This window comes from Pseudomonas sp. CAM1A, assembly GCF_047501685.1.
GTDB lineage: Bacteria > Pseudomonadota > Gammaproteobacteria > Pseudomonadales > Pseudomonadaceae > Aquipseudomonas.
Genome location: NZ_JBFNXP010000003.1, coordinates 863,665 through 883,544, shown reverse-complemented (window position 1 = coordinate 883,544; position 19,880 = coordinate 863,665). Strand labels below are relative to the sequence as shown.

The window sequence follows — 19,880 nt, the reverse complement described above, 5'->3', positions numbered from 1 at the left end:
GGATGGGAAAGTCGTGGCTGAGTCTAGTCAGGGCACCGCTGGGCTGGGCAGCATCATCAAGGGCACGGTTGGACTACTATCGTTCGCAGTGATCTTGCGTGACGCGGCCCATTCAACCCGCCGATCATCCCCTCTCACACTCGTTCAGGAGAACTCGCCATGCCCCACACCAACCGCCGTTTCCTGCTGACCAAGCGCCCGGTCGGCGCCGTGCGCCGTGACGACTTCACCTATGAGCAGGCCCCTGCCACCGAGCCAGGCGAAGGCCAGGTGCTGGTGAAGAACCTTTACCTGTCCCTGGACCCTGCCATGCGCGGCTGGATGAACGAAGGCAAGTCGTATATCCCGCCTGTGGGCCTCGGCCAGGTGATGCGTGCCCTTGGCGTCGGCGAGGTGGTCAGTTCCAAGCACCCGGACTACAAGCCCGGCGACCATGTCAGCGGTGCGCTCGGCGTACAGGACTACTTCACCGGAGAGCCTCAGGGCCTGCACAAGATCGACCCGCGCCTGGCCCCCCTGCCCCGTTATCTGTCGGCACTGGGCATGACCGGCATGACCGCCTACTTCGCCCTGCTCGATGTCGGCCAGCCCAAAGCCGGCGAAACCGTGGTGATCTCCGGCGCCGCCGGCGCGGTCGGCAGCATTGCCGGGCAGATCGCCAAGCTCAAGGGTTGCCGCGTGGTGGGCATCGCCGGTGGCGCGCAGAAGTGCCAGTACCTGCTGGAGGAGCTGGGCTTCGACGGGGTCATCGACTACAAGGCCGAGGACGTGCTGGCCGGGCTCAAGCGCGAATGCCCCAAGGGCGTGGATGTGTACTTCGACAACGTCGGCGGCGATATCCTCGACGCGGTGCTGTCGCGCTTGAACTTCAAGGCCCGGGTGGTGATCTGCGGCGCCATCAGCCAGTACAACAACAAGGAAGCGGTCAAGGGCCCGGCCAACTACCTGGCGCTGCTGGTCAATCGCGCGCGCATGGAAGGCTTCGTGGTGATGGACTATGTCAAGGAGTACGGCAAGGCCGCGCAGGAAATGGCCGGCTGGCTGGCCAGCGGCAAAGTGAAGAGCAAGGAGGATGTGGTGGAGGGGTTGGAGACCTTCCCCGAGACGCTGCTCAAGCTGTTCAGCGGGGAGAATTTCGGCAAGCTGGTGCTGAAGGTCTGATCATTGCGGGCTGCGCTCACACGCAGCCCGCGCCGCGGTATCTCGGATCAACCGCGAATTTCAGCCACCACGGCAGCCAACGCCTGGGCCGGGTCCGCCGCCTGGCTGATCGGACGCCCAATCACCAGATAATCGGAACCGGCGTCCAGTGCCTGGCGCGGGGTCAGAATCCGGCGCTGGTCATCCTGGGCACTGCCCGCCGGGCGAATACCCGGGGTCACCAGTTGCAGCGACGGATGCGCAGCCTTCAGAGCCGGCGCCTCCAGCGCCGAGCACACCAGGCCGTCCATGCCGGCCTTCTGCGCCAGCGCCGCCAGGCGCAGCACCTGCTCCTGCGGGTCGACATCCAGGCCGATACCGGCCAGGTCCTCGCGCTCCATGCTGGTCAGCACGGTCACGCCGATCAGCAGCGGCTGCGGGCCGCTGCGCTTGGCCAGCTCTTCACGGCAGGCCGACATCATGCGCAGGCCACCGGAGCAGTGCACGTTGACCATCCACACGCCCATCTCGGCCGCAGCCTTGACCGCCATGGCGGTGGTGTTGGGGATATCGTGGAACTTGAGGTCGAGGAACACTTCGAAGCCCTTGCTGCACAAGGTTTCGACGATGCCCGCGGCGCTGCTGGTGAACAGTTCCTTGCCCACCTTGACCCGGCACAGGGCGGGGTCGAGCTGGTCGGCCAGCTTCAGGGCGGCGTCACGGGTGGGGAAATCCAGGGCGACGATCAGGGGCGTCTGGCAGGCGGACATGGGCAGGGTCTCTTGGCAGGTCGTAAACGGCGCGCATTGTAAACGAAGTGGCGGGGGGTTTGGGGGCCGTGGGTCATGAGAATTGGCCTGGGTGGGGGTGGCTCCTATAATTGAACCAACGGCTGCGGCAATGGCTCGAATGCCATGTAAGCGGTGCCCTGTAGGTTTTCAGGAGAATCTCGATGCCTTGGTATGCCTGGTTGATACTGCTGGTTGCTCTCGGGTCGATTGTCGGCGGATTGATGCTCCTGCGGGATACGGCGAAGAAGTTACCGTTGACCGAGGAGCAGCTTAGAAAGGTGCATGAGCGAAATGCGGAGATGGATGCCAAGGAGGCAGAAGATAAATAAGGAAGAGGCTCGATGGCCGAGCCGACAAAAAGCCGGCCATCGAGGACGAGTTTACTCCACGATCAGTTTGTCGCGATTGCGGTCAAGCAGTGCCTTACCGACTCCCTTTATCTCCAACAATTCATCGACCGTTTCGAATGGGCCGTTTGCCTCGCGATAGGCCACAATGGCTTCCGCCTTCGCCTTCCCGATGCCATTGAGCGTTTTTTGTAGCACTGATGCGTCTGCACGGTTGAGGTCGATTTTTTCAGTCATCGGCGTCGCTATTTGAGTACTCGCCTGAACAGGTATCAAATGCTCCTGATCCTGCGCTGCAGCTGCACTCAAGGAAAAAGATAGCCCGACAACAACAGGTAATATCCAGTAGGAAAAAATATTTTTACTCACAATTCAGCACTCCTGTGAATGAATATTTCAACGCAGCGACTCCTGCACTGCGTTTTACACTCTAGTGCTGCCTGGGCAGGAATGCCTGCCATTTCGACAGAAATGAGTAACTGAATTAAACAACCCTGGCAAGGGCATCGATAATGGACACCCCTGCCATGTGTCGGGCCTTAAGGAGGCACAGCCTTGGCGAATGTTGCCGGCCCTAGCTGGAAAAAGACCTAATGCGAGCGGTGCGCAGGTAATCAAGCATTTTCATCCGCGCCGGGGTTTCGAAAAATTTAAATAGCAGGAGACTCAAAATGAGTGCAGAAACAAAGTAGACAAATCCATAAAAAATATCCGTAGACAGCATATGATCACTGCCTGCACGTAGCCTTACATGTTGCCCAGCAATGATAATCAATTGATGAACCAGATAGAAGGCAAAGCTCGCCTCGCCCAAAAGCACAAGCACTTTGTTGCTGAGTGCTCGCGCCAGGACCCCATACTGAAACGCAAAGGAGTAAACCAGCAGCCCCATGGGGAGGATATAATAAATATCGAATCGGTACGCTTGTGGAACGTACTGACCCAGCGAGGCGAAAGCGAGAAGGAGCAGCAGTGAAGTGCACTGCAGCATCCCTGCTCCTCTCACCGATGGTGCGGTGCCTCCAAGATACATCCGGAACAGTAAAATTCCAACCAGAAAGTCCCCCAGCCTAAGCGGCGGGCAAATATAAAATATATAATGAACTGCCGACGGCTTGACGACCAACACTAAAACGCCCTTGAGCGTTATGACACACAAGGCCAGGATCATGATTGTTTTTGTGCGAAGCACCGCAAAAAACGGAAATAGCACATAGAAGAACAATTCAACTGACAGGCTCCAGGACGGAGCATTAAAAGAAAAATACTTCGAGCTACTGGAACTTAACGCCTGCGTGAGCGTGGCATTATACGCCAGCGACGCAATGTACTTACCCCAGTGCGAGACAGACTCCACGCCTCTGACCGCCAATAAAAGAGGAATGGCACATAACAACGTCAGCAAGTGCAACGGGTAAATTCTCGCCAGTCTTGAATACAGGTAGTTTTTGTAGCTTGAGGTGCGACCATGATTAGCATAGGAAAGTATAAAACCGGAGAGAATAAAGAAAAAAGTGACTCCAATATAACCCTCGTACATCATCTTATTAAATAGTTCAACCGCCGTTGGCGACTCACTCTGCTGCAAGAAGCTAAGATGACTGAAAAATACCAGGAGCGCCGCAAAAAAACGTAGCGATGTCAATGCAGACAGTTTAGCTTTCATAAATAGACCCAAATTAACCGTGCCAAGCCACCGAAACAGCCCCGCGCAGCTTCAGCTACACAACCTCTGTGTAAGCAGCATTGATTACGCCACCCAACACTACAGTTGGGCCGCGTCGCGAAAGCAGTTTCAGTACAGTCGTCAGCCCCAAACCGGCAGCTGAACGGTCACATTGAAAGTGGAGAAAAAATCTTAGCGATTTTCCAAATAGTGCTTTGCCGCAGCTTTCAACGCCGTTTGAAAGTCGACAGGCGGCACCCAGCCAAGGGTACGCTGCGTTTCACTGATATCCACCTGCAGCGAACCGCACAGTCGCTGGGAAAGCGAACGTTTACCTAAAGACGCAGCAACCCAATCAATAAGAGTAGCGGGCACTGGCAACAACCGCGCCGACTTCCCCAGCGCCTCTCCCATTTGTCGCAGAAGTTCCGTCGTGGATACATCATGGCCATCACTGACCATGAAAGTCCGATTGGCAGCAGCCGGATGTGTGCAGCAAAGCTGAATCAAGTCAACCAGATTGTCCAGCGCCACGAGGCTACGCTTGTTGTGGATGCTGCCAAAAGGTAAAGGGATACCCTTATCCAACCAACGCATCATGTTTAAGAAATTCGCCTTGACGCCAGGACCATACACCAACACCGGGCGAATAATGACAATTTCCATACCCGTTTCTTCGCCCAACTGCCTCAACTGTTGTTCGGCTTCCTGCTTGGATATGCCATAAGGATCAGAGGGCACGGAAACATCATCAGGACGATAGGGGGCGCCAGGCTGGGTCGCTTCGCCGTTGACCTTGATTGAACTGATAAAGATGAAGCGCCTGACGCCGGCATTTGCGGCACGGCGTGCGAAAGCCAATGTTGCCTGCACGTTCACCTTGCGAAATTCCGCCAGAGGGTCGGTCGCGACCTCGTTCATCACGTGGACCCGAGAAGCGCAGTGGACGACCGCCTCAACAGCTCTTTCCTCCTGCGGCCAGGCTGATGCGTGAGAAAGATCGTCATACAGATGAGCGCTGACGGCAGCAGGCAGGCTCTCCATTGGGCGACGCAAGGCTGCAATTACCTCAAATTTACCAGAGGCAGACATTCTCTCCATTACGGCCTTGCCTACAAACCCGGACCCTCCGGTCAATAACACTCGCATATCATCTCGCCTAATAATAAGAATCTACTGGAAACGCATTGAGCTACAGGTAAGCCGTTTCGGGGAATGATACGTTCAGAATACAACGGTCAGCGCTCCCCCTTCACGGGTCGACGCAGCCCGGGCGTTAGCAAGAACCGCCAAAGCTGCAATTAGAAATACCGATTGAGCCGAATAGGGCTTGTGCAATGGTTCGGGATTTTCTTGTCACTGACAATCCACGTTGCGGAATGGCTGCGCCAGCACGCCACTCCACCTTAGCTCATTATCGCGCTAGCGTTCCGAGCGGCGCTGCTGATAAACCCAATCGACAATTTCGCCATCCGGTGTATAACCGCTTACGTTCTCTCGTAGCTGCTGTCGCACACTGAGGTAGTCGTCAGCATCTACGGCTGCCACCAGCGCGCCCAACCTGTCCTTGAGCACATCCCACGGGAGGAAGTCTTCATTGGCGCTCATGATCATCGGATGCGGGGTAGAAACAACGTTATCGCCGATCAGCAACTCCTCATAGAGCTTCTCACCAGGGCGAAGTCCGGTGAACTCGATAGCGATATCACCGTGCGGATTACGCTCCGAACGAACACTGAGGCCCGACAGGTGAATCATCTTCTCTGCCAGGTCGGCAATGCGTACCGGTTCCCCCATGTCAAGCACGAATACATCCCCGCCCAGCCCCATGGAACCGGCTTGAATCACCAATTGGGCGGCCTCCGGGATGGTCATGAAGTAACGGGTGATTTTCGGATGGGTAACAGTCACTGGACCGCCATCCTTAATCTGCTTGTGGAAAAGAGGAATGACCGAGCCAGAAGAACCAAGCACGTTGCCAAACCTGACCATGGTAAAGCGTGTCTTGTTGACACGAGATACCTTGGCTGAATCCCCAAACAACACAGGTGCCAATTCACGGCTGAGCGCTTGCAGGACCATTTCCGCCAAACGCTTGGTGCTACCCATGACATTGGTCGGACGCACGGCCTTATCCGTGGAAATCAACACGAAGTTAGCTACGTTGGCCTGCAGGGCAGCCTGGGCGGTGTAGAGCGTGCCGATGACATTGTTCAGTACACCTTCCGCTATATTGTGCTCAACCATGGGGACATGCTTGTAAGCGGCGGCATGATAGACCGTGTTGACGCTCCAGATTTGCATCGTCTCAAGCAGGTGCTTCTGATTACGAACCGAGCCCAGGAACGGCAACACCCGAACAGGAAGAGACTCTCGGACGACCCGTTGCTCCAATTCACTGAGGATGCTGTAGAGGTTGAACTCACTGTGCTCAAACAGGAGCAACGCAGTCGGCTTGAGCGATAGAATCTGACGGCAGAGTTCGGATCCGATCGACCCCCCCGCCCCTGTCACCATTACCACCTGGCCGGTGATGCAATGTGCCAGCAGGTCACTTTGCGCGGGGACCGCATCGCGCCCCAGCAGGTCGGCGATATCAACTTCCTGAATATCATCGACCTTGACGCGTCCACTTGCCAGGTCCATGAAGCCTGGAATACTGCGCACGTGCAAAGGGAAACTTTCGAGGTGACTGAGGATTTCACGCCGCCGGGCACGTCCACAGGAAGGGATCGCCAACAGAATTTCCTCGGCTCCGGTGAGCTCGATCATCCGCTGTACATCGTTGCCTCTGAATACCTGAAGCCCGGCAATGATCCGATTGGCGAGTGTCTCGTCATCGTCAATGAATGCGACCGGACGCATCACACGCCCCATCACCAGCGCCGCGGCCAATTGGTTACCGGCTGCCCCGGCACCATAAATCGCCACTTTGGGCAACCCATTGTCACGACTGGCGAAGGGCACGTGCTGCGTGGCGGCGTACCAATCGCCCAGGAAATAATGACGCATGATCATGCGCAGCCCGCCGATCATGACGACACTCAACCACCAGTAGTTGAAAATGATCGAGCGGGGGACAACAACCTGATGGTTGCTGTACCAATAGACCACCAACGCCAGAATCAGGGATGACAGGCTTACCGCCTTGACGATTGCAATGAGTGCATGATTGCCAAAATATCGCATCACCGCCCGATACATGCCGAACCGGATGAAAACCGGAATGGCGATCAACGGTGCCGCTGCGAACAGCCATAGATGATGCTCAATGGGATTGACCATCTCGTCCATGCCCAGCCGGACCACGAAGGCGAGCCATAGAGCCAACCAGACCAGTGCTATGTCGGACACCACCTGTAGCGCCCGCTTGTAGCGGCGCGGCAGTCCGAGCATGCTTGTTCTCAACCTGTCCATACCTCAGAGAACTCCTCCCTTGCTCCGAACCCTGGCAATAGTGAAGTGTCCTTCACCAACGTAAGAATGCGTACATACATCTGACATGCAGCACCCGAGCATGATTCTACATCGTCTGCCGGCTGACGCATTAACGATCGACAGTTTCGAGCGCCCCGGCGTTGAATCGGATCGCCAGGCAGACCAGTGGTGAATAAGCGATGAAAACACCCACCAATCCATCCAACCACCCAAGCGCGACGCCAATCGCCAGGGGCAGCAACCAAATGATGTTGATGGCCAAAACGCTCAAGGTCACTGGCAAGTGGCGTCCATACTTACGTGAAGCGTACTGGTAGGCATGACTGCGATGAGCTTCGTAAACCTTGTCTCCGCGCAATAAGCGACGCATCAGCGTAAAGGTGGCATCGACGATGAAGACCCCTAGCAGGATGAGCCATCCCCAAAGCAGCTGCGAAGATACCCAGGCCGCCTGCAACGAGAGAATACCCAGTGCGATGCCAAGGAACCCACTTCCTGCATCACCCATGAAGATCCGCGCCGGAGGGAAGTTCCAGAACAGGAAACCCAGGGTGGCGGCTGCCAGCAGCAGCCCCCCCATGGCAGCATCATCAACGCCCGTCACGGCATAGAGAAGCGCCCCTCCCAGGCAAACGCAGACAGCCTGAATGCTGGCAATGCCATCAATACCATCCATGAAATTGTAGAGATTGAGCAGCCAGACTAGATAGAACGCCGCCAGTATATGACCGATCACCCCAAGATCGACGACAAACCCGAACAGTTGCAGCGCCGGCAGCCCCCCCAGCCAGAACAGCGCCCAGGCAGAGGCAGCAAAATGGCCAAGTAACCGCCAGCGAGCCGCGATATGGCCGTGATCGTCAAGAAACCCTAGTATCGCGATACCCGCACCAGCCCCCCCCATTCCCAAGGCGAGATCTCTGTCAATCTGCCCCAAGGCTGCGAACATGAGCAGTGCCAAAAGAAAACTGATAACGATTGCTACCCCGCCCCCTCGTGGAGTTGGAACAGAATGGGAGCTGCGTGCGTTAGGTACATCCATGAGACTGCGCGCCAACGCGTACCTGCGCATCCCCCAGGTGAGTAACAGAGAAGCGACTGCGACTACCGGCAGCCAGAACCAGACTTGCATTTCTTTGCTCCAAAAAACCAAAAGCGAACACGTGGAACGCTACCTGTTGTTATTGGGTATCCGCGATCTTTTAACCTACGCTCAAGTGAGCCTGCGCCTGATAAAACCCATCATTTCATCAACAATCAGCCGCTGCGCAAAATGCTGGTGGGCTCGTGCGTATGCTTGTTCCCCTAACAACTTTCGCAAGTCCTTGTCACTGTATAGCGTCCGAAGCGCGTGAACAATTTCATCTACTGCGCCTGCCTTATGGAATATACCAGTGTGCCCCTCCACGACTGCATCAGACAATCCGTATATGCGGGAAGCGATTGCTGGACAGCCAGTACCTGCCGCTTGAATGGTGGCGGAGCTGAACCCTTCACGGTAACTCGGGATACAGAACACATCCGATGCAGCCATGTAGCCTTCAGGATCATAGGTAAACTGCACACGGCGCACATGGGACTGACAGGGGCTCAGCAATTCACCTAACTCACCCTCAATGCCATCTTCATCAGGACCAATTACGACAAGGTAGGCATCCGGCATCTCGGGGCTCACACGCTGGAATGCGTGTGCCAGATCCAAGACCCCCTTGTCACGCGTAACCCGTGCCATATAAAGAAAAACGACCGCAGTACTATCGATTCCCAGCTCACGACGATAACGCGTGCGAGCTTCAAGATCCGGCCTGAATCGCTCAGTGTCTACACCACTAATTGAGCCCTGCCCCAAAACAGTGATCTTGTTCTTGCCAACAACCCCCTCTTCCAACAGGAACGCGCGCTGTGACGGACTATCGGCCAGCAGGTGAGTTGCGCACATCGCCAACAAACGATCCATCATTTTCAGTCCTAATCGTGCGACACCCTGGCGGGTGAACCAGACTTGGCCGGTAAAAATATGTACTCGTTGAGGCACACGAGCAAGAAAACCTGCGATCATCGCAAGCAATCCCGATTTCGGCATAATCGAAAGAACACAGTCAAACTGTTCCCGATTAAAGATCCCCAGCAAGGCACTTAGCGCCTTCATATCACTAAGCAGGGAAATTTTTCGCTCCACCGCCAAAGGAATAAAGCGCACGCGCGGGTCGTAAACGCCGGCAATTTCTTCTTCGCCGGCATTGGTAATCAACACAACCTCATAGTGCTTACATAGCTCCTGAATATGCTCACGCATAAACAAGCGCAAGGCCACCGGAACCGTCGAAACGATGCAAATTTTTTTCCTGTGTTCCATTTTAGCCTTTCCTACTCTTCGAGACAGTAGCACGCTTACCATCAAGGAAATCTGGAATGCAGTCTGGGATACTGCGTAAAAACTCGAAATCTAATGCTGTGCGAATATGACGACTGTCATAGCCCCCTTTGATTACCAGCGCGTCCACCCTCTGAGCGTTCAACGGAAGCCTGATGAAAGACGGCACAAGCCTCAGCAGGGCCCTCACCACTCTTTCCGGAACACGCAAGCGCGGCGCAGTCACACCTGCATATTTCGCAAATGCGTCAATGACTTCGACCTGGGCGCAATCGTTGGAGACTATGAACGTCTTTCCGACTGCCCTGCTGTCTTCAGCAGAACGAACCAACGCTCGAACAACGTCGTCTACATGAACATAGGTCGAGATATTTTCCCGCCCATTCCCAATGTAGAAAAAAAGTCGACGGCGGACCATTTCAGCCAATTGGAAGACTGATTGATTCGGCATCGTTGGGCCGATGACAATGGACGGGCGAACAATCGTGCAGGTAAAAAGTCCCTGGCTGGCAGCCATGCTCGAGACCAGTTCATCAGAAATAGTTTTTGTTACCTCATACTGCCCCACGGGCGCAGGTCTAAACGTCTCATCTACCAAGACTTTATGCGCCTGCTCCCCATAGGCCCCCGTACTACTCAACTGAACCCAATGCAACGGTTTTCGACTACGCTCCATCCTGCGTTTCACTGCGGCCAACAAGTTGACCGTACCATCTACATGCAAGCTGTACATGTGCTCGGGATTATTAACCTCTCCCGCACAGTGAAACAGTATGTCGCATTCATCTACAAAGGTATCCAGCGCCGAACTTGCAACTGTCAAATCGCCTTGTATAACACTCGCACCACCAACCCCGGGCTGCCTGGAGAGCAAGGTAACATCATGACCAAGCGAAACTAGCGCCTCACACAATGGCTTCCCAATAAAACCGCTTCCACCTGTAACAGATATTTTCATTTTACATCGCCCGGACAAAATTCAGTCATTTTTATCATGCAACTACTCCCGCACTATCGATCCGTCTCGCCGAAGTGAGGCAGCCTGTATGAAGTAGGCTTTTCGCTGATAGACTATAAAGCACGCGATCAGCACACCAACATAATTATACATTCGCAAGCGTGTCGCCGTGCCAAGGTTGTCGTTTCCCAGCAGCCATATCAAAGCGTACACAACTGAAAACACGTAAATGAAATCCACAAATTTATTTGCATAACGACGGTTACGAAGCAAATAAATCAATCCAATGCAAAAAGGCAAACTTTCCAAAAAAAACAATACTACCGCCGAAAAACTGGGAAAGAAAAAGCCGAGAAACTGCCCAAAAAAATTAAGCAAAAAATCCGGAATAAACTCATAAACAGTATCAAACCGAATCCCTAGATCGCTCCCCCCCTGAAACGCATCAAAAAGCGATCGATACTTCATCAGCGGCTGAAGATACCCAAGGGCGAAGAAAAAATTCAGCACAAGTAAGATCGGCACAACATGCGTAAACAAACCAAACCGCCTGAATGCGACAAGCCGACACCCCAAGAATGCAATTAAAAACGCGAACCCGAGGTAGCCTCGTAACAAGAACAGCACACCACCCAGCAACAGTACCATCACCGCCGCCGTCAGCCTACTCGATAAACAATCCGACTCGAACGACTGGCGAACAGCCCACAACCCCAGCAGAAACACAAACAACATGGCCACATCACGATAAATATCCAACGTATAATAAAATAGCGTTGGATAAACACTTATCATTACCAATGCCAGATAGCTGATATTTCTATTGCGCGCAGCCCCTTGTTCAGTGGACAACCGAACGACCAACATGGGTATCACGATAACACCAAGGATCATCAAGGCAAAGCTGACCCCTTGCCTCGAATAGAGCCCAAACTCGTTCAGTCCCCTAAGTACATCTGGCCAGACACTCGACGTGACCAGATCTGCTCCTCGCGCATAGGCATCATAATAATCACCATCATTACCTCCTGAGAAAAACACCTGGGGATTCATCGTCAGAAAGGAAAATATGCATATTTTGATAAACACCAAGGCGGCGAAAAGCAGAATATAAATCACAGCAGGCTGCTCCAGTAACTCACGTACTGAGAAGCAACCAATGCAGGTGCATGGTGCTTGATTACAAAATCGCGCGATGCCCGTGATCGTTCCGGTATATCACGACGTTCTTCAAGAATTTGCTCCAACACCAACGTCAGCGACTGATGCTCTGGCGTCAGGTTGTACACCGGCGGAAGGGCACCATCATAGAGAATCGAAGATTCCTGCTCAGCACCACCCGCAACGACTTTCCCCTGAGCCATGGAGTACAAGGCGTTCATCGCCAAACTGTAGGAAAAAACCTGATCAACCGAAACATGTGTACGCGAAAGAACTTCAAGGTACACATTGAACGGCATATGCCCCTTGATGATGCACTCGACGTCTGATGGATACTTGTCTTTCAACGCCGTAAAACTTTTTTCGATCAAAAAAGTTCCTTTGAATCCAGGCCTATTCAAACCATGGAACAGCACCAGCTTATTACCCCCTGGCTCGTTCTCGACATACTGAATCTTTTCAGCGTCAATTGGAATAGGAATAGGCTTGCAGACCTTATCCTGGTACCCCTCGGCACAAAAAGTCGAGTAATACTCGTACATAATGGGAATCACCCCATCAATATACTCCATGCACTCACGCATCGCCTTGAGATGCGATTCACTCCGCATATAGTAAGGACCACCGCGATCATACTTTTCATGCCAAGGAATAGGGCTGTAGCGCATGGTTGTTTCAGAGTGCTTCACAAAGAACGGATCATCTCCAGAACCGGACATGGTGACAACCTTATTGTGTTTCTTCAGGTATTTGAAGAAAAACAAGTTCAGATAGGGCAGCCGTGGCACCACATAAAAATTTACAACGTGAACGACATCATACCCACTAAACTCTCTCAACCTCAAAAATGGCAAAACCAACTGTCGAGCTTTATAGGTATAAATATTAGAACCATGCCCTAGATTGATGTCGGCATCAAATTTCTTCCAAAAGTCGCTTGCTGCCGCTAGCGTCACATCATGCCCTTGATTACGCAGGGCATTCCTTAACTCTTTATGCAGGCCACTGTACTCACCGATGAGCAAAATCTTCAACACGTTCACTCCATTCCACTCGCGAGGAAAGCCATCACCCAATCGGACAAGCAGTAGCCAGATCGAGGGAACCTTGCCTGAACTGATCGCACGGCCACTTACGGCAATGCCTTTTTAAACTTGAGCACTGCATACACAAATATTAGGTAAAACAGATAATTCAGTGCATGCGCCATGGTTGCCCCTACGGCGCCATAACTATCGAACAACACGACAAGCACATAGAACAGACCAGCCGACAATACCTCGCCTAAAATATAGGCTTTCCAGAACGCCCGTGCCGTCATCACATAGGCCAACACCCAACTTATAATTTTTAGGGTATCACCGACAATCTGCCAGAAAAACAAGTCACGCATGGCAATGAATGCATCGGTAAATAGCAGATGAATGATGAAGTCACGCAAAAAATACATCAAAACACCAACAACCAAGGTTAGAGGAATAATAACCTTGTAGCCCTGTAGTATCTCCTGGCGCAGTATTTTAGCTTCCCGGATTTCGGAAAATCTCGGTAGGTAATACACGCTGATTGTTGTCGTCAGGAACATCAAGTAAGCGGCACTGAGCCGCCAACTGGCCTCCCAGTAACCAGCAGCCTCCCAGCCGTGCGTCATGCCCAGGTGGTTTCGCACGAGAATTTGACTCAACGGCACGCACAAGGCAGACGCCACGGCCATCAAGGTAAACTTTCCCAAATTCATCGCAACCGCCGGGTCTATCCTTCCAAACACATGTGAAAGGCTAAACCATGGCGCTCGAATACAGAGAAGCAACGTAATGAAAAAGGCAATCGACTGGTAAACAGCTAGTGCAACAAGAGCCCCGTAAAGCCCATATAGCGCTGTCATGACTGCAGTAGTCAGCAACGCAAACAGACTACCACCTATGTTTGCAACAACATAACGCGAAATATCTTTCTTGCCATTCAAGATGGCCAAGAACAGTGCATTCAATGTAAACAGCAGCAGCGTGGCACTAAACCACAAAAATACTCCGCCGTAACTTTCATCCTTCAAGAACCAACCGGCAAGTGGGCGATTTGCGATGGCGATGATCACCGCTACGGTCATAGAGCTGAGGACAACGATAGTACCCGCGGTGCCCCACACAGCTCGTTGTTTCGACTCATCCCCCTCGTACTCGGCTGTGTACTTTGTCACACCGGTGCTGATTGCACCGGTGGCAAACGTCGTAATAATCTGCACGGCATTTTGAAACTGCCCTAATGCCGCGTAGCCGACAGGCCCCACATAGACAGCTAGAATCTTGTTGATTCCCAGAAGCGTCAGTAGCTTTATAATGACGGCTATGCCATTAAGCAGGCTAGTTTTCAACAACGTCATGAAGCATTGGCCACAACAAAGCTATTACATGCAGTGATGACCTGATCAACTTCCTCGTCCGACAACGTCGGCCCCATTGGCAAACTCAAGACCTCATCATGAAGGCGTTCGGCCACGGGGAAGGAAAGCTCGTTCCACTCCTTGTAAGCACTTTGCTTGTGGGGAGGAATCGGGTAGTGGATCAACGTTTGAACACCACACGCCATCAAGTGTTTCTGCAAGGCCTCGCGCTGGGCAGTGCGGACCACAAACAAGTGCCATACGTGTTGCTCGTCACTCGAGTTGCCGCCAATGCTTGGCAATACAATGCCGGAATTATCAATACCTGCCAGATAGCGCTGGGCAATTTCTCGACGCCGCTGCGTTTGTTGATCGAGCGATTTCAACTTTACGCTCAAGATTGCAGCTTGAAGTTCATCGAGCCGACTATTGACACCTTTAAAGAGATTCTTGTACTTTTCATGCGAGCCGTAATTACGCAACGCATACAAGGTCTTTGCTAATTTCTCGTCATTTGTGGTGATCGCACCGGCATCTCCCAGCGCCCCCAAATTCTTGCCAGGATAGAAACTGAAACCAGAGGCATCACCCCAGTTACCCGCCCTGCGACCACCCAACGAGGCGCCGTGAGATTGCGCAGAGTCTTCTAGCACCAGTAGCCCATGCTCTTTTGCCAAGGCATTGATCGCTGGCATATTGGCCAACTGTCCGTACAAGTGAACGACAAGGATAGCCCGCGTCTTCTTGGTTACAGCAGCTGCAACAGCCGTCGGGCAAAGATTGAAGGTTTTTTCATCTGGCTCGACCAGCACAGGCACAAGTCGGTTTTGGCTAATCGCCAGGATACTGGCAATATAAGTATTACTCGGCACGATGACTTCATCGCCATCAGCCAACAAGCCAAGTTCCTTCCACGCCTGCAGCGTCAAAATCAGCGCATCCAGCCCATTGGCCACACCAATGCAAAACTGGGTACCACAGTACTCTGCAAAGGCATGCTCAAATGCGGACAATTCAGCGCCCGCGATGTACCAACCTGAGTCAATAACTCGCGCACATGCCTCAAGCATTGCCTCGCGATCAAGTTGGTTAATTGCTTTCAAATCCAGAAAATTAATCATGCGGCAAGGTCCTGATAATCTTTGCTGGATTGCCTACAACCACAGCAAAATCGGGTACGGATTTAGTCACCACTGCACCGGCTCCCACCATGGCGCCTCGCCCGATGGTGATGCCTGGCAAAAGAGTTGCATTGGCACCAATACTAGCGCCTTGTTTTACGGTAATACCGCTAAAAGAGCCCGGATAAACCTTGGAACGAGGCATTGGATCATTGGTGAACGTTGCATTAGGCCCGACAAATACATCGTCCTCGATACGTGTACCATCCCAGAGAAAAACCCCGGATTTAAGTGTTACACGATCGCCCACCACAACATCGCCCTCAATCAGGGTGTGGGCGCACAAATTACACTCTCGCCCAATCTTTGCACCGGCCAAGACGACAACATATTGCCAAATACGCGTCCCCTCTCCGATCGTGCTACTCTGAACATCAGCTAAAGCATGAATACTAGCCATGTGCGGTGATCTCCAAGAACTTCTCATGGTCACGAATGTAATCGTGCTCATCATAATAATCACTGGCCAGCACTAGCAGTACGCAGTCACTGCTAAAGTCATGCATTTCGTGCCACACCATCTTTCCGATGCGTATCACCTTGCCAGGTGAGTCCAGCACGACACTTTCAGTCGTGCACCCGTCGCTTAATAGCATGCGGCACTGCCCTGAAAGACAGACAGCAGCCTGCTCCAGCTGCTTATGGGCGTGGAACCCCCGCGAGACACCTGTGGCGGTAGCGGTCAAAAAATAGACTCGCTTGATATCAAATGGAATACTCTTATTCTCTTCTAACACGTGGAGAAGCCCACGCTCGTCGCCAAGAGTTTGAATCTTGAAAAATTCGACCAGACTCATTTCATCGCCTCTGACATATTCCTTTCCATTTCACTGATTATCATCAGGCAAATACATACTTGGCGCAGGCACCAATGACCCAAAACCTGCGGGTGGTACCTTTTGACTGCACAGGAAGCCCCCTAGGCTCTGTATGAAAAGCCTTGATACCCGGTGATGCTGCGTTGAAAACAGCCTGGTGCGCCAGCCCGGTCGGAATGCTCATTTACAACCCGTAAAGTCGAGCGCGACTCCGACCGTTCCTCGGCTGTTTTCGCCTTGCCTGACCTTCGTCTCAAGACTTTTCATACAGACCCTAGTGTTCGCCAATTATACGGAACCCTGCGTTCAATGGGGCGTACCAAGGTGACCCAACCCCATTGACGAGAACGAAGCTACTGGATTCTCGTGGTTTCGCCTGCAGCGAGCGTGGCACCTTGCCCCTTGACCTCAACGAATTTCAGGGCGTTACCTTGAGCCTGCCGCCGCATGACACCCAGAGAATAACGAGCCAGAGCAAATGCCCCACCCAACATCAATCCGAGCGCCACTGCTACGGCGAGTACCAACCAGCGCTTAGGCGATACAGGCGATTCTGGCTCCAAGGCTTTCTGGTCGACCGAGATCAATGCCAGGTCGCCGAACTCCGTCTTGAGGGCGTTCAAGCGAGCAGCTTCTGAGCGCCAGGCTTGTGCATCATTGAGAAACTTATCTTCATCAGAGCGCTTCTTGAGGTTTTCCACTTCCCGATTGACTTGCAACATTTGCAGTTCCTTCGCAATTGCAGCAACCCGAGCATTTGAGAAGTCATCGGTCACACGCCGTTGCAACGCCGCCTTCTCCGCTTCCAACGCTTCCACCCCGATGAAATACAACGGCAATTGCTGACTGTTGACCTCGGTCTTAAAGACATTGCCGGCCCCGGCAATGGTTTCACTGGCCAACGAAGAGGGTGTCCCAGGCTTGGTCAGTCCCAAGTTACGAGCAATGGAGATCGCTTCGTCGAGCTTTTCGATGCGGGCTTTGCGCTGCATCTTCAATTCGAGCCTGAGCCCTTGCAGTTCATCCTGCAGGCGTTCACGAGCAATAGCATCTCGCTCGAGGAGTAACGCAATCTTCGCACTCTTTTCAAGGCGATACTCGGACCTGGCGGCGTCCAGCTTTCCGTCAATTTCACGCAATCGATTATCGATCATCACTTTCAGATCCAAGGCAATCTGCAAACGCTGATTGGCGATGACAAAATCGACGTACCGATTCAATATTAATGCGCCATCAAGCCCGCTTGGGTACTTAAAAGTCAGCCCTACTGATCTACTGACCTCGTCATTCACCACCGGGGGCTCAGTGACGGTCAATGCTTGGAGGAACAGCCACTCGAAGTTTTGTTCAAGCGTGCGCCCTGGCGACATAAACGGCTGGAACAGCTGCTGATTTGCCGTGAAAAAGGCCAGACGGCTGTCGTAGGAGCGCAGCGAAACAGCCACCTTCGCCAAAGCAGCTGCAGGGGGAAGACTGTAGATGCCAGAACGGTTCAACTCGTCCAATTCCTTGAGCTCCGCAGGGCGAAGCGTGCTGTGGACCTCATACACAGGCTTGACCCAGGATAGATAGACGAGCGCACCTGCTAAACAGATCGCGACCATCCCTGCGATTAAAAATTTCTGCTTGCTCAAGGCATGCCAAATTGCGAATAAATCAATGTCATCCGTCGATTTGATAGGGAGATGAAAATTGGTCAACGTACCTTCCGCCTTGGAGAAATCGCCATAAGGGTATCCTAACCCTGCAGCCAGGCCCCGCACGTCAGGCAGCAACACTCACTTGCCACGCCCGAATGCCGGAAAACCGGCCTGCCTCTGAGGATTTAGACAGTGTGACAGCATTCCGTCGGCTCCAAAAGACTTGACTAGATCGAACACGCTAGACGCGTACTCACAACACCTCCCCCCCTTGATCGCCCTGAAGAATCTGATCTCGCCTCAATTCGGGTATACGAGAATTACCACAAGACATCATCGTAACCAGGAAGGGGCGACAGCAGGACGCCCTTCCGTTCCAAATCCCCAATTACACACCAGGGTTTGTACGAAAAGTAGCCAAGCAGTGATCAGGCGAGAAAGCTCAATTCTCAGGCTGTCTATCAGCATTCCGAGCCTGCTTTCAACGCGGCAAAATCACCGCCCGGCGACTTTCATGATGGCCCTAGCCTGGTAGCGATCCAGATCGACGAGCCAACATCAGTTCTCGTGCCTTGCACAAAAGAGCCAGCAACACTCCCATCGATAATCCCAAAGCCGCCGCAAGCGCCAAAATGATAGGTGCCCTTTGCTTGACCGGCTGATCCGGCACCTCTATTGCACCATCGATACGATATACCTTCAGTCCGGAAGCATCGATCTTCATTCCCTTGAAGAATGCAAGCTGCTCTTCGAGCTGGCGCAGGCCAGGAACAAACGGATCGTCAGAGACCCGCTCCTGCAAAACCTTGATCTCCGCCTCGAGCGCCCTGGTCCCCCGCATGTACACCAAAGACCCATTCATTTCCGCAGAGACGTCATTGGACAGCGATTTGGATAGGACAGGAGAATGCTCCAACCCGATGGACCTGGCCACAGTCAGCGCCTCTCTGAGTACAGCCACCTCATCCAGACGCTGCTTACGGACATTGTCACGTTTCAGCTGGATTTCTCGTGCAATGTTCCGGCCCCGAAACATCGCGCCGGCAAGCGCATCACGGACCAGATGCTGACGAGCACGCTCTCCCGCCGACTCGGCGATGGCAGAAACCCACTCCACCGCCTGCTGTGGCGTTGTCGCCCTGACCGCTATGAAATCTCTTTCCTGAGCGTTCTGAGCATTCAAACTAAACGTTAAATCCTCGCCCATTTTCGCGTACAACTCATCTTGCGACTTCCTACGCTCTCCTGCAGATAGCTCAGGTAAGTAATGCTCTCGAAAGAACCAGCGGCGCAAGGACTGGGACTGCAAGTCTTGCCAATAAACCTGGTATACCTCTTCCACCTTGAATGGCTCAAGGTCTCCAGTACCACCTCGACCATAATTCAGCGGAAAGATGTCCTCTTGGGAAGGAACCTGCAGGTAAACCCTTGCTTCGTAAACAGGCGTGCGCCATAGCAAATACGCCCCCGCACAGACCATGAAGAAAACAAACACAGAAAGAACCAAAAATTTTCTTTCCCACACACTTTCCAGCAATAGAGCAATATCGAAATCTTCGCCTGAACGTGAAACCTTGAAGCCATCACTATGCATCTGCCCCTGTCCTTTTCTAATTTTTGCGCTAACCACGCTTAACCATGACCCTCTGCTCCTACCTGTAGACTCTCAAGACACTCAATAGCAGCATAAAGCCATCACCACGCCAAAGCCCTCACTTAATCATTGAAGCAGATAGAGCACGGAGCACCACCCAAGTTCCGTAGCCCAACCAGCCACCGACACCCGGCAGAGCGAACCCTACGCATCAGAAGGATGCGCTCTGCCTTTCCGAGAACAATAGGAGGCAGACCAACCAAGCAGCCCTATCGTCAACCTGCCGTCGCCCTCTGCTCGCCCGCACAACGCGAAGCCCTTGAACGGTCACCCCAGGCACGGAGAGCGCATGAGTTCCGGATCAGCGGGAAAATGATGAGACAAGGATGCAG

At 53.0% G+C, this 19,880-nt stretch carries 18 protein-coding genes; 2 read left to right on the top strand and 16 right to left on the bottom strand.

Going from position 1 to position 19,880, the window contains the following annotated elements:
- The first annotated feature begins 159 nt into the window (after positions 1–159).
- Entirely contained in the window at positions 160–1,161 is a 1,002-nt protein-coding gene (locus tag ABZO33_RS12520) for an NADP-dependent oxidoreductase (protein ID WP_414536276.1), read from the top strand.
- A 47-nt stretch (positions 1,162–1,208) separates the two neighbouring features.
- Here ABZO33_RS12520 and pyrF read toward each other — a convergent pair whose 3' ends face one another.
- The gene (gene pyrF / locus ABZO33_RS12515; protein WP_094010694.1) at positions 1,209–1,910 is read right to left on the bottom strand and encodes an orotidine-5'-phosphate decarboxylase; all 702 of its coding nucleotides are present in this window, start codon (positions 1,908–1,910) and stop codon (positions 1,209–1,211) included.
- Between the two features lie 182 nt (positions 1,911–2,092).
- On the opposite strand from pyrF, the gene ABZO33_RS12510 reads away from it, so the two are divergent.
- Positions 2,093–2,260 (top strand): DUF2897 family protein, encoded by a 168-nt coding sequence (locus ABZO33_RS12510; RefSeq protein ID WP_414536275.1) that lies wholly within the window; start codon positions 2,093–2,095, stop codon positions 2,258–2,260.
- A gap of 51 nt (positions 2,261–2,311) precedes the next feature.
- Here the strand turns inward: ABZO33_RS12510 and ABZO33_RS12505 are convergent, their stop codons facing one another.
- The 15 genes from ABZO33_RS12505 to ABZO33_RS12435 form a co-directional block, all read right to left on the bottom strand.
- Positions 2,312–2,647: a ComEA family DNA-binding protein gene (locus ABZO33_RS12505; protein ID WP_414536274.1), complete on the bottom strand. Its 336-nt coding sequence runs from the start codon at positions 2,645–2,647 to the stop codon at positions 2,312–2,314.
- A gap of 205 nt (positions 2,648–2,852) precedes the next feature.
- The gene (locus ABZO33_RS12500; RefSeq protein ID WP_414536273.1) at positions 2,853–3,944 is read right to left on the bottom strand and encodes an acyltransferase family protein; all 1,092 of its coding nucleotides are present in this window, start codon (positions 3,942–3,944) and stop codon (positions 2,853–2,855) included.
- A gap of 192 nt (positions 3,945–4,136) precedes the next feature.
- Positions 4,137–5,093, bottom strand: coding sequence for a UDP-glucose 4-epimerase family protein (locus ABZO33_RS12495; RefSeq protein WP_414536272.1), 957 nt, complete (start codon positions 5,091–5,093; stop codon positions 4,137–4,139).
- A gap of 273 nt (positions 5,094–5,366) precedes the next feature.
- Positions 5,367–7,361: a polysaccharide biosynthesis protein gene (locus tag ABZO33_RS12490; protein ID WP_414536271.1), complete on the bottom strand. Its 1,995-nt coding sequence runs from the start codon at positions 7,359–7,361 to the stop codon at positions 5,367–5,369.
- 130 nt (positions 7,362–7,491) lie between these two features.
- The gene (locus ABZO33_RS12485; RefSeq protein WP_414536270.1) at positions 7,492–8,514 is read right to left on the bottom strand and encodes an MraY family glycosyltransferase; all 1,023 of its coding nucleotides are present in this window, start codon (positions 8,512–8,514) and stop codon (positions 7,492–7,494) included.
- 81 nt (positions 8,515–8,595) lie between these two features.
- Complete coding sequence (locus ABZO33_RS12480) at positions 8,596–9,738, bottom strand: glycosyltransferase (RefSeq protein WP_414536269.1); 1,143 nt, start codon at positions 9,736–9,738, stop codon at positions 8,596–8,598.
- A 1-nt stretch (position 9,739) separates the two neighbouring features.
- Positions 9,740–10,714 (bottom strand): NAD-dependent epimerase/dehydratase family protein, encoded by a 975-nt coding sequence (locus tag ABZO33_RS12475; protein WP_414536268.1) that lies wholly within the window; start codon positions 10,712–10,714, stop codon positions 9,740–9,742.
- A 42-nt stretch (positions 10,715–10,756) separates the two neighbouring features.
- Complete coding sequence (locus tag ABZO33_RS12470) at positions 10,757–11,833, bottom strand: hypothetical protein (RefSeq protein ID WP_414536267.1); 1,077 nt, start codon at positions 11,831–11,833, stop codon at positions 10,757–10,759.
- Positions 11,830–12,912 (bottom strand): hypothetical protein, encoded by a 1,083-nt coding sequence (locus ABZO33_RS12465; RefSeq protein WP_414536266.1) that lies wholly within the window; start codon positions 12,910–12,912, stop codon positions 11,830–11,832. Before ABZO33_RS12465 ends, ABZO33_RS12470 begins: the two co-directional genes overlap by 4 nt.
- 95 nt (positions 12,913–13,007) lie before the next feature.
- The gene (locus tag ABZO33_RS12460) at positions 13,008–14,255 is read right to left on the bottom strand and encodes an O-antigen translocase (protein WP_414536265.1); all 1,248 of its coding nucleotides are present in this window, start codon (positions 14,253–14,255) and stop codon (positions 13,008–13,010) included.
- Complete coding sequence (locus ABZO33_RS12455) at positions 14,252–15,376, bottom strand: DegT/DnrJ/EryC1/StrS family aminotransferase (protein ID WP_414536264.1); 1,125 nt, start codon at positions 15,374–15,376, stop codon at positions 14,252–14,254. The genes ABZO33_RS12460 and ABZO33_RS12455 overlap by 4 nt, the downstream gene beginning before the upstream one ends.
- Positions 15,369–15,836, bottom strand: a complete 468-nt coding sequence (locus ABZO33_RS12450; RefSeq protein ID WP_414536263.1) for an acyltransferase — start codon at positions 15,834–15,836, stop codon at positions 15,369–15,371. The genes ABZO33_RS12455 and ABZO33_RS12450 overlap by 8 nt, the downstream gene beginning before the upstream one ends.
- Positions 15,829–16,233 (bottom strand): sugar 3,4-ketoisomerase, encoded by a 405-nt coding sequence (locus tag ABZO33_RS12445; protein ID WP_414536262.1) that lies wholly within the window; start codon positions 16,231–16,233, stop codon positions 15,829–15,831. Before ABZO33_RS12445 ends, ABZO33_RS12450 begins: the two co-directional genes overlap by 8 nt.
- A gap of 374 nt (positions 16,234–16,607) precedes the next feature.
- Positions 16,608–17,954 carry a Wzz/FepE/Etk N-terminal domain-containing protein gene (locus tag ABZO33_RS12440; RefSeq protein ID WP_414536261.1) on the bottom strand — a complete coding sequence of 449 codons (1,347 nt, stop codon included), beginning with the start codon at positions 17,952–17,954 and terminating at the stop codon, positions 16,608–16,610.
- A gap of 463 nt (positions 17,955–18,417) precedes the next feature.
- Entirely contained in the window at positions 18,418–19,488 is a 1,071-nt protein-coding gene (locus ABZO33_RS12435) for a Wzz/FepE/Etk N-terminal domain-containing protein (protein ID WP_414536260.1), read from the bottom strand.
- Positions 19,489–19,880 lie beyond the last annotated feature (392 nt).

What these genes read in the sequence shown, in the direction of transcription:
- ABZO33_RS12520 (WP_414536276.1), top strand. Translation starts at nt 160, where the DNA reads ATGCCCCACACCAACCGCCGTTTCCTGCTGACCAAGCGCCCGGTCGGC.
- pyrF (WP_094010694.1), bottom strand. Translation starts at nt 1,910, where the DNA reads ATGTCCGCCTGCCAGACGCCCCTGATCGTCGCCCTGGATTTCCCCACC.
- ABZO33_RS12510 (WP_414536275.1), top strand. Translation starts at nt 2,093, where the DNA reads ATGCCTTGGTATGCCTGGTTGATACTGCTGGTTGCTCTCGGGTCGATT.
- ABZO33_RS12500 (WP_414536273.1), bottom strand. Translation starts at nt 3,944, where the DNA reads ATGAAAGCTAAACTGTCTGCATTGACATCGCTACGTTTTTTTGCGGCG.
- ABZO33_RS12495 (WP_414536272.1), bottom strand. Translation starts at nt 5,093, where the DNA reads ATGCGAGTGTTATTGACCGGAGGGTCCGGGTTTGTAGGCAAGGCCGTA.
- ABZO33_RS12490 (WP_414536271.1), bottom strand. Translation starts at nt 7,361, where the DNA reads ATGGACAGGTTGAGAACAAGCATGCTCGGACTGCCGCGCCGCTACAAG.
- ABZO33_RS12485 (WP_414536270.1), bottom strand. Translation starts at nt 8,514, where the DNA reads ATGCAAGTCTGGTTCTGGCTGCCGGTAGTCGCAGTCGCTTCTCTGTTA.
- ABZO33_RS12480 (WP_414536269.1), bottom strand. Translation starts at nt 9,738, where the DNA reads ATGGAACACAGGAAAAAAATTTGCATCGTTTCGACGGTTCCGGTGGCC.
- ABZO33_RS12475 (WP_414536268.1), bottom strand. Translation starts at nt 10,714, where the DNA reads ATGAAAATATCTGTTACAGGTGGAAGCGGTTTTATTGGGAAGCCATTG.
- ABZO33_RS12460 (WP_414536265.1), bottom strand. Translation starts at nt 14,255, where the DNA reads ATGACGTTGTTGAAAACTAGCCTGCTTAATGGCATAGCCGTCATTATA.
- ABZO33_RS12455 (WP_414536264.1), bottom strand. Translation starts at nt 15,376, where the DNA reads ATGATTAATTTTCTGGATTTGAAAGCAATTAACCAACTTGATCGCGAG.
- ABZO33_RS12450 (WP_414536263.1), bottom strand. Translation starts at nt 15,836, where the DNA reads ATGGCTAGTATTCATGCTTTAGCTGATGTTCAGAGTAGCACGATCGGA.
- ABZO33_RS12445 (WP_414536262.1), bottom strand. Translation starts at nt 16,233, where the DNA reads ATGAGTCTGGTCGAATTTTTCAAGATTCAAACTCTTGGCGACGAGCGT.
- ABZO33_RS12435 (WP_414536260.1), bottom strand. Translation starts at nt 19,488, where the DNA reads ATGCATAGTGATGGCTTCAAGGTTTCACGTTCAGGCGAAGATTTCGAT.